The organism is Methylocella tundrae, from assembly GCF_038024855.1.
GTDB lineage: Bacteria > Pseudomonadota > Alphaproteobacteria > Rhizobiales > Beijerinckiaceae > Methylocapsa > Methylocapsa tundrae.
The window spans coordinates 45,490-59,119 of the sequence record NZ_CP139087.1 but is presented as its reverse complement, the minus strand read 5'-3'; the positions used below and the strand labels follow the sequence as shown (position 1 = coordinate 59,119).

Here is a 13,630-nt window from a genome sequence, read left to right as displayed (position 1 = left end):
TTCAGCCCCCGACCTGAATGCCGAGGGAGCGCTGTTCCATGCGCAGGACCGCTTGGACCGTGTCTTTCTGAAGCTGGAACAGGGCGATCTGCTGCTGGACGATCCGGTTTAGGAGGTCGGACAGGGTCGGCCCTTCTTGGTCGCGGGGCGGCGGGGTGACCATTTCGACCAGATGGTTGAGGAGGCTGGCGACGGCCTGCATCTGTTCGTGAAGAGCGTGTCCGTTGAGGAGCAGCGCGTCCTGCGCATGGTCCATCGTGTTAAGTTTTTCGGAAATCTCGGCGAGAGCGTCTGTGACGGGGGTTAGGTTAAGGCCGGCGGCTTGCATCAGTTTCTCCATGTTCCATGGACGCGAATGTCCATGGGAACGGAGGATGCGAGCGCGGAGCGCGAACGGAAATTCAGTTTGAGAAGGGCAGACGCCCGGTCTGCCCGGGGGCCACCCCGCCTGTTCGCGTTTAAGAATCGGAATCCGGTTCAGCATATTGCGCGGCAAGACTGAACGCGGCGGTCAGCGCGGACTCGAAATTATGAAGGAAGGGGTCGAAGCCGTCGAGATCCAGGCGCCGGGGCCGGAACTGCTGCCAGCGAAGAAACGCTTTTGTGGTCAGCATAGCCAGAAGACGTAGGTCGAAACGATTGATGTAGTCGACGCTGCTGAAGGGTTTCGTGATCCGTGGAGCTCTGTCTGGACGGTTTCTTGGCGTGAAGGCGAGGCAGTAAATCGCGGCTCCGGTGATGGCGGGCAATTGTTCCGGGCCCAGCGGCGTATAGATGGTGACGGTTTCCTGTTCCGATTTGGGGATGAGTTCGAGCGCGGCGGCCAGGTCGGCAAGGCCAAGCGCGTCGCAGGTTGGCCCTGCGAGAAAGCGGTATTTCTCGTGGCCGGAGAGGGGAATTTTCTCGCCGAACAAAATCTGGAGCAGTTCGTCCGTGATCAGGACGTCGCCGCAAAAGGCTTGCTCGAAACTGCCGCTTTTATGGTCGAGGGAGGGCTGCTGTCTTGACTCGTACCGCCCGGTTTTACGGATCGCGGGGAGAACGTCTTCCGTGACCCAGTCCTGGAATCGTTCGGCAGCATCAAGCTCGGATCGCATGATCAGACGATAAAGGTCAGATTCCGGTATAACCTTAAGTTGAGGATCATATTTGAACGCAACCGGCAGGGGGCGTAACGATTCGTTACCCCCCAGAGGTCTTTTAAGGACTTCGCTTGTTTACAATGGTCCGAGATAGCTTTGCGAGTGTTCTCGTAGCCGAGGATCTCTGCGACGTCCTTGGCGACGAACAAAATCCGTTCGCCATCAGGAACCGTTCTTACGGCGTGGCCTTCGAAACTGAATTCGACGGGCAGGTTCTCCGCATTCACAGCGGATGCCTGAGTATTCTGGTCTTCCATCTGGATGTTCCTTATTCCGTTTTATCAATAATTTAGCCAGCGCTCCTAACGCACTGTCGGAACTGGTCTGTCGCAGTGTCCCCTGCGATGGCGCTGTGTCGGACGCTGGTGTGACCACGCTGGCGCATGGCGACGCGAACGGGAAATCGGCATCGCGCCGGGCGCAATTGGCGCCGATCCGGGGCGTGAGCGGCGAACCCGCCGCCGGAAATCCTGCCTGGCCGCCGCCCGCCGGAAGCCCTGAGAGGACGCAGGGCTGGCAACAGACCGCCCTAAGCCTCGTTGGCACTCAAATGCCATCCAAAGCGTCCGGCGGCCTCCCCTGAAGCGCAGACGCGCAGATTCGAGGACAAAATAGGTCGCTGGATGCCGCGCCGCGCCGGGGCTGGGCGGCAAGTGCCTCGCCGAAGCGCCCGTTTGCCGCGAGCCCATCTCTCATTTCGCGCGGAGCGCGCGCGCCGAAGGCGCGAAGGTCCGCCAGCGCAGCGAGCGGACCTGCACCAATGGTGCATTGGTCCATGTAGCAACTTTTTTCGATTTTTGCCGCAGCGGTTGCGTAGCGAAGTCGAAGCGGCGCGGTAGCGGCGGTAACGCTATCGTAACGGTGCCGTAACGCGGAAATCTGTTGAGGGACGTCGGCGGGCGGCGGCGCCGTCCACGCGAATGTGGGTGGGGTGGCCATCCTTTGCCCGAGCGGGCGGATTTTTGCGTTCGCGTTTTGCGCGTCTAGCACTTGAAGCGTGGTCTGGGCGTTCGCGCCGATGCAACGCAAGGATTGGGAGATGAGTGCAAACCCGAAAAGCCGTGACTCGATTTTGAAACAGATCGAGCGACCTAAAACGCGGTCAGCGCTGTTTTGGTGGTTGTACGACAATCACGACAGGGTTCTGCACGCCGCGAATGGAGCGCGGATCTCGTGGAGAGAACTGTGTTCGTCGTTCGCTGATCAGGGGATTACGGACAGAGACGGGAAGGCGCCAAGCATTGGAACGGCGCGGCTGACCTGGTGGCGCGTTAGAAAAGAGCGCGCGCGCATGGAGGTGCGGCGTGGGGCAGAGGAAGCCGCGCAGGCAGCGCGCCGCGCCGCTGATCCGCGACGAAATATGCCGTCGCGGATTACTGGACCGGTTGGGCCGGCGTTAGCGGAGGTTCAGACGGAACTGCCGATCGGGGCGACGCTCTGGAACGACGACTATTTCAAAGATCACGAAGGGTGGATCCAGCCGGTGCAACAGAATATTCGCGAGTATATCAATTTGGCTGGTGCGGCTCGCAATAGGCAGGAATCTAATCGGTCTATCGGTCGCCCCATAGATCAAGGGATTGAGAACTTGATAGGACCAAAAAAGGAGTATGGAGCATGAATATTCAGGCGTTTGAAGAACAAAGTGGCGCGAGCGCGGAGAGGCCGCCTGTTCTTGTCGTGAGACATGGGCGGGGTAGAACGGGGGGATCGACGTTTCTTGACTTTCTGATCCAACGCGCGCGGCGGGCGGGGAGGGAAGTCATCATAGGAGACGGCGACAAGGGCAACCCGACGTTGGCTGCTTTTTATCCTGCGGAAGAACAGGACGGCGCACGGCAACCTATCAGCGCGGATATCGCGGATGTCTCCGAATGGGTGACTACATTGAGTGGAGAGATGGCGCTGAGAAAAGCGTCTCTCGTACTCGATCTCGGTGGCGGTGACAGGGTTCTCGCTGAACATGCGCGCGATATGAACCTTCCGGAATTCTGCGAGGACGTCGGAGCCACCGCGTTGGGGGTGTTCATGATCGGCCCCGACAAGGACGATTTTGAGCATGTCCTGAGTATTTTTCGGGCGGGCTATTTCCGGGCGGAGCATTCGATTCTGGTCCTGAATTACAACCTCGTGAAGGCAGGAAAAAATGCCGTAAGCGCATTTGAGTGGCTCGAGAGCCATTCGGGCTACAGCGAAATGCTGAAGAGGGGATCTGTGATCAGAATGGAGAAATTGGCTTGCATGGAAGTGATGCGCGCCGAGGGGTTGAGCCTGAATGAGGCGATAGAGGGCCGTCGAGGAAAAAGCGGCGTCCCGTTCGATCCGGCAAGAGCGTATCAGGTTAAAGTCTGGATGAACAAAATGGAGAAGCAATTCCGGACTTACGGCATTGAGGACTGGCTTCCATGAGCGAGACGGGGAAGATTGGCGACGGCGCGATGGAGAAGCTTCGCGCCGCCTCGGCGGAAATGGATGCCTCCCTCAAAGAGGAGGGGTTCGACGAGCACGGGCCCCTCGGGGTGTTTTCGCGTTATCAGCGGCTCGCGATCGAAGAGTTGGCCAACATCGTCGTCGGCGCCGAGGAGAAGATCGGGGGGACAATCGATCCTTTGTGCAAGCGGATCGAAGCATCGGCCGAGGAGTTTCGGGAGGGTCAACTCGCGGAGCTTCAGGCCCTGTTCAAGGCTGGTCATCAGGTTCTGGAGCTCGCGCAGGAGGCGACGAAGATCGCCGCGCGGGCGGAGGCCGAAACCCAATTCCAATACGATCAATCGATCCAACGGGTCGCGCGGACGATGGCGACGGCATTGTTGTCTGAAACGAGCGGATGGCTGATTCTCAAGCAGACGAATTACAATCGGGGGATGGCGATGCGCTTCGCGGCGATCGCCGGCGCCGCGATGCTTTTCATAGCATGGTCGGGCTATCAGGTGCGGGCGTGGGAGGACGGGCCGACGATGGATGCGGCGGGTCGTTGCGCTGCGACGTCGTTTTCGGTGCGCGTCGGGGATAACGCGGCGCCGCAACGGGCTTGCATGGCGAAATCCTTCGAGCCGCGCGAGTTGAAGGATTTGCCGAGCGCCGTGAAAGGGTGGTTTCGCTCATGGGGGTCGTAGAAAACCGGGTTCGTGTTGGCGGGACCGCCGCGCCGCGTTTTTCGGTTAGGGGGCCCGCCAAATGAGTTGGAAGGTGTAGGATATTCGGATATCCTGAAATGGATATTCGGATATCCTCGGGAGTTTCGATGCCTCTTTATATCAAGGACGATGTGACCGCCGAGCTGGTGGAGCGACTGGCGAAACAGCGTGGCCTGACGAAACAGGATGCTGTGAAATTAGCTGTTGCGGCTGAGCTGGAGCGATCAGCCGAGGCGATGCCCTTGCGCGATCGGTTCGCTCGGTTGAGAGAGGATCATCCGCTGCCGCCCGCAGTCCGCAACGTGAATGTCGAGGGCGGAGCGGATACGGTTGCGGGAGACAGCCGATGATTTTCGCAGACGCATCAGCGTTGATGTCAATCATCATGGGAGACGCTCAGTCGAGAGAAATCGCCGATCGGCTTGAAGGCGAGCGCGTGAGATTGTGTTCGGCTCTGTCGGTATCGGAAACCGTGGCCAGTCTTTGCGACAGCCACATGTTCTCGGTCAGCGCCGCGCGGGCGCATGTGCGCCTTTTTCTGGAAGCGGCCAATTTCAGGATCGTGAGCATCGGAGAACGGGAACTGGAGATGGCGGCGGATGCCTTCGCGCAATATGGCGAAGGCCGCCATCCGGCAGGGCTCAGTATGAGCGCCTGCTACGCCTATGCGTGCGCAAAGGTGAACAGGGCGAAGCTGCTGTTCACTGGGGGAGGGTTCGCGCTGACGGATCTCGGCGGCCAGGCGTTTCGCGCATAAGAGCCGGGGGCTGAAACTCAGCGTCTGCGCGGGTTGATGACGGAGGCAGTGCAAAAAAGGAAGAAAGGCGGAGGCGTTCGCCCCCGCCGGAGTGTGCGGCGTGCGTGGCGTCAGCTGGCATCCTGATCGCCGTCGGCGGCGATCAGTTCCTTTATATCGAGTTCCTGTCGAATGTGGGTGCGCTCCTCGGCGTCGAGGCAGTTGCGGAGTTCTGCGCGAAGTTCTTCAATTTGCTGGTGAATGCTCATTTTGCTCTCCCTTGTCTTGATGACAAAGGTCGCGGACTATGCGCGGTCTTTCTGGGTCAAGGATCGCGCAGCGACCGCCAGTGGCGGCGAATGGGGGAGCCGATTTTATCGAACGAAAAAACATAAAATGATGCGCGCTCTTGCGCGCGCTTTGCGTTCGACAAAATTGGGGGAACCGTTCTTAGGTTACGTGTCAACTGTCCTGTTGGGCACGAGCGGGCCCTGGTGTACGAGGTTAAGTGAATGGCCGCCCTCAAAGTCGACCGCAGACCCGCAAACCCGAAAGCCGGTGACTAAGCCTAATCCCGCAGGCCAAGGTCAAGGCGACCTTATGGGCGCCCTTGATCGCGGAACATCGATCTCGATGGGCTGGATTTGAAACAAAGCGGCCATAAAGGATGTGATCCGCATGGCCCATTGGCCGATGCGCGTGCGGATTAATTCATGTGGCCTTACACGGGACGAGACGGCGCCATGACCTCACCCGCGTCTTCCGGTCGTCTCAGCAAGCTGACCGCTGTGCGCCGAGACGAGGCCAGCCGACGCGCCTAGTTTGCTCACAGCGAGGAGCCCGACGAAGGCGACGGCGTTGATGGCGAAGATTCGTCCGATGATTAGCGGCCCATAATTCTCGACCCCACTTTGGACGATGATGGAGGTGAGAAAGAGAAGACCTTCATAGACCGCAAAGGCGGCAAGGAAGGCCGCGATCGAAGCAAGGATTCCATTGCGGCCGATCAAGCGCTTCGCGCCAAATTCGGCGGCAAAGACCGAAAGCAGCGCAATGACGCCAAGCGCGAGGCCCCAGGCGAGGCAATCCACTGTCCAGGGATAATGCAGCACGCCGAACCCGACGCATTGATTGGCGCCCCAGACGAGACCAACAAGCAGCAGGGCGTCGCGGCGCGTCATGGTCAGCGCCGCGATCGCGGCGAAAGCGGCGAGCGGCGTTGCACAGGCAAAGCCGAGGGTGAAGGCCACGCTGGCGGCGGCCAGCAAAGCGATCCAGGCGGGTTTGCGCCAGCCCGCTATTGCGGAAGACGGGGAATTCATTGCGTTTTCCTTTTCAGATTTGAATTTGGATCGGTTTCGCGGCGGGCTTCAGTCATGGCGAAAACCTTTGCCTGATCGGTCGACCGGATCAGGCTCACTTTGCCCGAGCCAGCGCGCACGCAGGCTGTCCCAAAGGGCGAGGCGCTCCCATTCCGGCGCTTTCAGAAGCTTGTCGCTGTCCTGATCCAGAAACGGATTGGGAAGAAGCACCGTGATCTGCTGTTCGCCTTCGCCGTTGAAAAGACGCAGGCCCCAGGAAACCGGCGCGCCGCTTCGATCGAGACGGCGGTAAAGCTCGGCGCGCGAGGTTTTGCGATGGCGCGCCAGTACTGGCGAGGCGGGATTATGGGGACTGCCTTTGTGGACGCCAATGCAGATATGAAAGTGCGGCGCGCCGAAGGCGATCGTCAGATAGCCGTCGAACATCCCGATATGGGTCGGCGGCGAGGACGCCTTGAGCTCGTAGGCTGCGCCCTCGATGATTTGTCCGAAGGTGATTTCGCGCCAGTGGTTTTCGAACAGATCGCGCAACAGGGCCGCGAGCGTCTCTTCATCCGTCGGCAAGGCGAAGATGTCGACAGACGAGCCGTCGACTTCGACCGCTCGGCGCGGTCGATAGTCGGTTTTGAACGTTAGATACTGTTTGGCCATCACAGCAAACCGTCCTGACCTAAAGCGACTTTGACGCCGCCGAAAACGCCAAGCGTCGGCTGGTCGAAGCCCAAGGGGTTTTGGTAATGGTCGTTGAGCGCATTCTGGACCCGCGCGAAGCCGGAAATTCCGTGTCCGAAATCGTAAGTCGCGGCGAGATTAAGCAGCGTGTAGCCCGGCGCAACAAGATTCGTCGCCGTCCCCGCGCGATTGGTGTCGGCCCATGGGCCGGTATATACAAAAATCGCGGATAGAAGCAGCGCGGGCGTCGCCTGGAGCGTTGCGCTGAGGCTCAATTTGTCGCGCGGTCGCCGCAAAAGATCGAGCTGCCTGAGTTCATCCTTGGCGACGGTGTAGGTGTAATCGGCGCGGACGGAAAAGCCGTTCCATGGAGAGAGGCTCAAGAAGCTCTCGAGCCCGAAGGTTCTGGCCTGACCGATATTTACATAGGAGGTCGCGGTGTCGTTGATGTCGATGAGATTTTTGATGTTATTGGCGAAATAGGTGGCGCCGAACGAGATGCGGTCCAGCAGCAGGGTCTGTTCGAAGCCGGCGTCGAAGCCGATGCTGGTTTCGGGTCGCAGGTTCGGATTGGCGAAGAAGCCGTAGGCCGGATAATTGTCGTAGAGTTCGTCGAGGGTCGGCGCCTTGAACCCTGAGCCGACGCTGGCTTTGAGCTTGGTTCCCGTTTCCGGAATGAGAAAGGCTGGCGCGATGCGGAAGGTCGTCGCGCTGCCGAACTGATCGTCGGCGTCGTAGCGTATGCTCGCCGCATTGAAGAGCCGCCCGCCAATGTTGGATTGCAGCTCCGCGAAGCCGGCCGTATCGCCATCCACCGCCCAAACAGGATTGCTGTTGACGAGTCGGTTCACTTCGCGATCGGCGCCAAGGACCAGAGTTTCGCCCTCGATGAGACGGAGATTGCCTTGATAATCGACCTTGATGCGGGATCCCTGATAAAAGCTGGGGACGAAGGGGATCGAATTCGGGTCGGAGTAGCTCCTGTCGTAATTTGTGTAGGCGAGGCCGAGCGTCTGATCGAAACGCCCGTCGAAGAGCGTATTATGGACGAAGGCCCGGCTGAAGGACTGATCGCTGCCGGTGTTGCTCCGCAGGTTTTCCGGCCCGAGGAAATCATCGCTCGTCGAAAGGAGGGTGGTTTCGATATAGCGGCTTGTTAGCCCGACATCGAGCTGATCTGCGAGCTGCGCATCAAGCCGCATCGAGAAGGTGCGGTTGTCATAGGCGTTTGGATTGATAACGCGACCTATCGGAACGAGGGACGGCGGCGTAACCGGCGTATCGATCGTCGAGAAATGACCGAATCCCAGGAAATAGCTCAGCCAATCGGCCGAGCCGGAAACCTTGGCGGTCTGGTTGAAGGTCCCGAACGAGCCGCCTTCGACGTTCGCCGTCGCCACCATCGGCCCCTGGCCTTTTTGCGTGGCGATGTTGATGACGCCGCCGATCGCGTCGGAGCCGTAGAGCCCGCTTTGCGGCCCGCGCAGCACTTCGATGCTGCCGAGGTCGAAGTTGAGGATATGGGCGAAATCGAAGGCGCCGTCGGGCGAACTCGGATCGCTGACGTCGATGCCGTCGATGAGAACCTTGGTCTGGTTCGAATTGGCGCCGCGGATGAAGACCGACGTAAGTCCGCCGGGGCCGCCGGTTTGCACGACGTTGAGGCCGGGGACATCGAGAAGCGCATCGGGCAGCAGGCGTTCCTGTTTGGCGGCGATTTCGTCCGCCGAGATGACGGTGACGCTGGTGCCAAGTTCGGACTCAGGCGTCGGAATGAGCGTCGCGCCGACCACGACCGGGGGAAGCTGGACCGGCGGGGACGACGCATCCTGGGCATAGGCCCGGGAGGCGTCGATGGAGAAAGAGATGAGGGAAAAGCACGAAGTTATGGCGCCTAGGCGCAAAGCTGATGGAAAAGAGGAAAACATGGCGGTCTCGCAGCAACGTGACACGTCACTGCGAACCAAAGTCCAGGTACGCCGCCCACAAGATCAGGCGAGAATCCTAGTCCCCACTGAGACACCCCGCCCAATGTGTTCGCGCGTGACCACGGCTGATGGCAGGTCTCCTGGCTCGCGGGTCCTTGCCTTGCGCCGCCTTCCCGGTTGCCCAGTGGCGTGATTGGCGCGCGGCTCGCCGCTTACAGTTGCGGGGACAGCCACGGTATTGGCCGCATGGCCGCACCGTGTTCCCTTTTGATCCCCGAAGGGAACCATCGCAGGCAGTATGCCGTCGTCGATGTCGCGACGTCAAGGCACAGGTCGACAAATCTTTCCGTTCGAAAAGCCGCCGGAACCTGTTTCGTCGATATAACTGAGTTCGTCCATCCTTTGACGCGTGTTCAAAGGATCAAATGCGTTTGGCTGCTTTTGGCGCAAACCTGCCCATTGAAATCAGTCGATAGAGGCAGCCCATCAATGACTGCTCTTGTAGTTTCGCTTATGTAGACCTCAAAAAAGCGCCCGTAGCTTATTGCGTTGCCTCGGGTGCTGCTGATCGACTTTAGGTTCGGATCTGGGCCAAGACGGTCGGGCGGTGGACAGCTTCTAGCTCGCGGATGAATTTGGCATTCTGCTTCTGCAGCCTATCGACCACCTTTTCGGCATCGACCGCGCGCTTGAGAAGCGCGGCATTCTCGGTTGCCAGTTGCCACTTCTGCTGCCGCAATTCCTCGATCAACGCATTAACTTCGGCTATCTTTTCCATCGGACGGGGCCGCTTTGGCGTGTGGGTCTGCAGATCGACGAGGTTCATCTCGTCGAGGATCGAGCGATGGTTGGCGTAGATCGTGTTGCGGCTGACCCTGGCCTCGCGCGCCAACGCAGAAACGGTCAGCCGATAGGTGCGGCCGCGCAAGGAGGGATGGCTGGGTACACCACCGATGAGCCGCCCCAAAGCCGCCCGCAGAGACTGTTCGGTGCCCAAACGACGCTTCTCGTGCGGTGCCGTCGGTTCACTGCTGCCCGCTTTACTCATAACCGTCGCCTCTGACCTGGTCGAGCACAATGAGGATGCGGTCACATTCCTCGACGCGTGCCGCAGCAAGGGCGCGGCTCTCCATATCGAGCGCCGGCTGGGTGAGCAGATCGACGTTGCGCTGACGCCGCGCTGCCCATATTGGACGGTGCTTTTCACTCACGACGAAGTTGGCGCAGTCCGCGCAAATACTCTGCGTACGCAGCACAGGATTCGGGCCGCGTTCGCCGCCGAGGCAGGCCGAACTCTCGCGGCGATAAACGCAATAACCCCAATCGCATGTCCCGAGCCGCATATCAGTCTCGCGCAAAATGAACTCGACATATTCTCGTACGTCTCCCTGGCGCGTACGGCCTCGGAAGCGACTGCGTTCAGCGATGGTGCGGCCTGCCTTGCCGGCGAGTCGCGGGGCGGTCAGAAGTTCTTCGAGCGCGTCACGCATTTCCTCGAGCGCCTCGGCTTCGATCAGATCACTCAGCTCGAAGTCGGTGCCGACGTAGCTGGCGTCGGTCATGGTACGGGTGACATGTCCGAAGTGGGCGGCGAGGGCGTGCAGGCCGGTCCGATCGCGCCGACCGACAAAGCGCGCGAAGGTCTTCCGACCCTGGTGTGGGGTCAGATGCCATACCTGGCCGTTATGGGTCGGCAACTCGATAAAGACAGCGAATGAGCCGTTGAGGCGATCGATGAGATTGGAGGACCGGGGGACATGGAACCCGCCGTCTTGGCTCGGAAGCAGCCACAGATCGGCCCGCCCCGAGCTTCGACGCACGGGCTCCGATAACCCCTCCAGAACCGCGATAGCGCGCACGACGGGTGCCGGCGCGACCCAGCGATGCGGTTGCCCGCCAGGGCAGTCGGCGGTCTTGTAGACCCTGCCGCTGAGATATGCGAACGCCTCCGCCCCATCGGCCGACGGATGGTCCACGATGCAGCCGACCTTGAGCCCGAGGATCTCCGATACGCGCGCGCCAATGAGATAGGCGATGACGACGAAGCAGGCGTCGTAAAGGCGACTCACCAGGAATTGCGCCGCCGCTAGATCAGCAACGCGTTCCGTCCGCCAAGGCCTCTCTTCACCCACCGGAGTCGAGAAGATGAAGTCGGCTAGGTCGGCGCCGACGAACGCATCTGCCCCTCGCCGATCAAGCCGCTGCGCCGTCGCAGCGACGACGGCAGCCTGTGCCCGATCACGCAACGTGATGATATCGTCAGCGGGGCTGCCGATAAGTCGAATAGCGGCACATACTAGAGGTATCGCGACGGCGTCCGGTGTGCAAGGCAGCGAGCCCCCGCGATGCCCCCATCGGCCCGCCAGAAGGCCGAGGCGATCTTTTGCCAGAAGATCTTCTTTCGGCGCATCCGGCAGACGATCGCGTTGCAAATAGAGGCTGTTCAGGAGCCTCGCGTAGCCGACAAATGTTGACGCGGAAAGAGTCTGTCGTTTGCGCCCCGGCCTCGCCTTGACCGTCGCCAGAAAGGATTCGGCGGCGTCATGATCGAGGTCGGCGAAGCAGCGATAGCCCTCGCCGGTCATCCAGAAGATCAATATACGCAAATGCTTGAAGGAGCGCACAAGCGAGCTGTCCCGAGCGCGCCGATGGCCGGATGGTGGATCGACGCGCAACGACCAAAGGAACCGTTTCGCCGCGTCGCGCCACGGTGTCCATTGGTCTTCGGTAAAGTGGCTGCCATCCGGCAGCACGAAGCCCCAGTCCACCAAGACATCGCTCGGCGCGGTGCCGGGAATAGTGACGTCGAGCTGCCAGACATGATCCAACCAGACCGAAGCCGCCGAGATTCGAACCTCTGGGATGGCCTCTGCGAGCGGGAATGGTGCTCGAACGATCGCGGTCATCTCTATCACTCCAAATCGGGGAGCGACGGCAGCGAAGGAATGATACGCTCCGCTGCCGGATGCAGTTCCTCGGGGAAGTCAGGGAGGATACTCTCTGTTAGAATTTGGTGGCTCGGCGCGTACACGAGTTGCCAGCGGTGCGGATCTATCCGGTCGCGCGCTGACTCAAGTTTGCGCTTCGCCTGCAAGGCACGCGCGAGATGCTCGGCATCGATCGGAATCACGAGCCCAGGACAGGAGAGACAGGCGCCGAACCATGGACACAAGCGGCCGGGACTCGAACCGGGAGCAACGCCAACCAGCGGATTGCCACAAATGTGGCCGAAGGCGGTTGCATTTTTTCCAAGAACGTTCACCGCCATGGTTGCTTCCATACCAACAGGATCGTGCGCCGATTGTCCACCGGTAAACCATGCGACCATCAATTGTTGGAGGCGCGCCACTGTGGCTTCCTGAAAACGTTCCGTCTCCGGCCCTCGTACATAGAGATCCGTCGTGTCAGCCCGAGCGTGATTCAGCACCGCCTGCGCGGCACGGCTATCCCCGCCAGTCGCGTGGTAGTGCTCGGTTGCAACGCTGCCGCGGAAGAGGACAGGGACGAATTTCGGTAGCGGCGCGCGCAGACCATCTGGATGAGCGTCGTTCCACGCCTCGATGCGTCGGTTCGCGCGAGCGATGAAGCGGCGGATACCCGTGCTCAGCGTCTGGCTCCCGATCGCCTTGATGCCACTCGGGCGGTTGCCCCGGATCAGGAACAGCCGATCGCGTTCGCTCGGCGGCGCGTGCGCGGCAAGCGGTGCGGTCATCGCCAGTACGCTGTCGATTAGGTTCGGTGCAGCGCGGTGGCGGCGTCGATCGAACGACCTCCGCTGCGCACGCCGAATCATAGCGCCGGCCCGCGGCTTTGCCCAGTCAATTACGACCCGATGCCCGTCCAAAGGATGCGCCGCCATGCAATCACGCCTGATGAGGCGCAACGAATCAGGATTGGCTGCGGTCTGGATGGCAATGGCCAGGAAGAACGGCACCAACGTGTCGACGGTAAGATGAAGGTATTGCGCCAATATCCGTGTGCCGCCAAGCCGATTGGAGGAACCGCGGGTTTCACCAAGCTTCGCAGCCGCTTGCTGTAGCGGCATTATGCCCTCACCCTGACGAAGGAGATACTGGACCAACGCTTCAAGCTCCGCTCCCCGCCCGGATGCAGATGCATCGGGCATCCCCGCAAGGACCGCCTGACCCTCAGTAAAGCGAGCCCAGGCCGCATCGATCTCCTCGTAGCAGGCGCGGAGAATCGTTTTGAGATGTGGCGCGGATAGGCGCCGGGGCACGGGTGTTTTATGGCGCCCGGAGAACGGGTTGTCCGGGAAGTCCATCTGCGCAGGCAGACGGTCGGCACGGTTCCGCATCGCCCAGGCGAGCATCATCTTTATATGCACAAACCGCGAGTTTCGAGTCGACGTAGACCACGGCTCGCCGTTGGGCGAGCGTTGTCGATCGAGCCACACGAGGTACCGCCCGATGGCCTCTGTGCCTAGGTCTGCAGGAAAAGCAATCCCGCCATCCTCCGCGACAAAACGTCCGAAGGCGCGGAGCGCCTTCCAACAGCCCTTCCGAGTTTCAACTGCGGAGGCTGCATAATGCATAAAGAAGGCGTCCGCTAGCACAGTGGTAATCTCGGCGGAAAGGCCAAGAGCAGCGAGGTCGAAGACCTGTGCGACATTGCCCCACTCGTCATTGAAACTGACGACCACTGAACTTTCGGCGGGCAGCTCCGCCGACGGCCC

Annotated in this window: 15 protein-coding genes and 1 riboswitch; of the genes, 5 read left to right on the top strand and 10 right to left on the bottom strand. The window is 60.5% G+C overall.

Features of this window, described 5'->3' with window-relative positions; genetic code table 11:
• Position 1 precedes the first annotated feature (1 nt).
• The 3 genes from SIN04_RS00355 to SIN04_RS00345 all read right to left on the bottom strand — a co-directional run bounded on the left by SIN04_RS00355 (position 2) and on the right by SIN04_RS00345 (position 1,399).
• Positions 2-328, bottom strand: a complete 327-nt coding sequence (locus SIN04_RS00355) for a hypothetical protein (RefSeq protein WP_134493379.1) — start codon at positions 326-328, stop codon at positions 2-4.
• Between the two features lie 130 nt (positions 329-458).
• Positions 459-1,097 carry a hypothetical protein gene (locus SIN04_RS00350; protein ID WP_280178201.1) on the bottom strand — a complete coding sequence of 213 codons (639 nt, stop codon included), beginning with the start codon at positions 1,095-1,097 and terminating at the stop codon, positions 459-461.
• A 2-nt stretch (positions 1,098-1,099) separates the two neighbouring features.
• Complete coding sequence (locus SIN04_RS00345; protein WP_134493375.1) at positions 1,100-1,399, bottom strand: BRO-N domain-containing protein; 300 nt, start codon at positions 1,397-1,399, stop codon at positions 1,100-1,102.
• A 761-nt stretch (positions 1,400-2,160) separates the two neighbouring features.
• On the opposite strand from SIN04_RS00345, the gene SIN04_RS00340 reads away from it, so the two are divergent.
• The 5 genes from SIN04_RS00340 (at position 2,161) to SIN04_RS00320 (ending at position 5,036) form a co-directional block, all read left to right on the top strand.
• Positions 2,161-2,763 (top strand): hypothetical protein, encoded by a 603-nt coding sequence (locus tag SIN04_RS00340; RefSeq protein WP_322843404.1) that lies wholly within the window; start codon positions 2,161-2,163, stop codon positions 2,761-2,763.
• Positions 2,760-3,551, top strand: coding sequence for a hypothetical protein (locus SIN04_RS00335; RefSeq protein ID WP_134493373.1), 792 nt, complete (start codon positions 2,760-2,762; stop codon positions 3,549-3,551). Before SIN04_RS00340 ends, SIN04_RS00335 begins: the two co-directional genes overlap by 4 nt.
• Positions 3,548-4,258, top strand: a complete 711-nt coding sequence (locus SIN04_RS00330) for a hypothetical protein (protein WP_134493371.1) — start codon at positions 3,548-3,550, stop codon at positions 4,256-4,258. The genes SIN04_RS00335 and SIN04_RS00330 overlap by 4 nt, the downstream gene beginning before the upstream one ends.
• Positions 4,259-4,386: 128 nt before the next feature.
• Positions 4,387-4,629 (top strand): type II toxin-antitoxin system VapB family antitoxin, encoded by a 243-nt coding sequence (locus SIN04_RS00325; protein ID WP_134493369.1) that lies wholly within the window; start codon positions 4,387-4,389, stop codon positions 4,627-4,629.
• Entirely contained in the window at positions 4,626-5,036 is a 411-nt protein-coding gene (locus SIN04_RS00320; protein ID WP_134493367.1) for a type II toxin-antitoxin system VapC family toxin, read from the top strand. The genes SIN04_RS00325 and SIN04_RS00320 overlap by 4 nt, the downstream gene beginning before the upstream one ends.
• A gap of 110 nt (positions 5,037-5,146) precedes the next feature.
• On the opposite strand, the gene SIN04_RS00315 is transcribed toward SIN04_RS00320, so the two are convergent.
• The 7 genes from SIN04_RS00315 to SIN04_RS00285 form a co-directional block, all read right to left on the bottom strand.
• Positions 5,147-5,284 carry a hypothetical protein gene (locus tag SIN04_RS00315; RefSeq protein ID WP_166796081.1) on the bottom strand — a complete coding sequence of 46 codons (138 nt, stop codon included), beginning with the start codon at positions 5,282-5,284 and terminating at the stop codon, positions 5,147-5,149.
• A gap of 480 nt (positions 5,285-5,764) precedes the next feature.
• Positions 5,765-6,337, bottom strand: coding sequence for a hypothetical protein (locus tag SIN04_RS00310; protein WP_197732049.1), 573 nt, complete (start codon positions 6,335-6,337; stop codon positions 5,765-5,767).
• Between the two features lie 48 nt (positions 6,338-6,385).
• Positions 6,386-6,988: a DUF7676 family protein gene (locus SIN04_RS00305; protein ID WP_134493365.1), complete on the bottom strand. Its 603-nt coding sequence runs from the start codon at positions 6,986-6,988 to the stop codon at positions 6,386-6,388.
• Positions 6,988-8,937: a TonB-dependent receptor plug domain-containing protein gene (locus SIN04_RS00300; protein ID WP_134493363.1), complete on the bottom strand. Its 1,950-nt coding sequence runs from the start codon at positions 8,935-8,937 to the stop codon at positions 6,988-6,990. The genes SIN04_RS00305 and SIN04_RS00300 overlap by 1 nt, the downstream gene beginning before the upstream one ends.
• A gap of 113 nt (positions 8,938-9,050) precedes the next feature.
• Positions 9,051-9,241: riboswitch (cobalamin riboswitch) on the bottom strand.
• 270 nt (positions 9,242-9,511) lie between these two features.
• Entirely contained in the window at positions 9,512-9,985 is a 474-nt protein-coding gene (locus SIN04_RS00295) for a hypothetical protein (RefSeq protein WP_244606064.1), read from the bottom strand.
• Positions 9,978-11,843, bottom strand: coding sequence for an integrase (locus SIN04_RS00290; RefSeq protein ID WP_134493361.1), 1,866 nt, complete (start codon positions 11,841-11,843; stop codon positions 9,978-9,980). Before SIN04_RS00290 ends, SIN04_RS00295 begins: the two co-directional genes overlap by 8 nt.
• 5 nt (positions 11,844-11,848) lie before the next feature.
• A complete protein-coding gene (locus SIN04_RS00285; protein ID WP_244606063.1) occupies positions 11,849-13,597 on the bottom strand; it encodes a hypothetical protein in 1,749 nt (582 codons plus the stop codon).
• Positions 13,598-13,630: the final 33 nt, after the last annotated feature.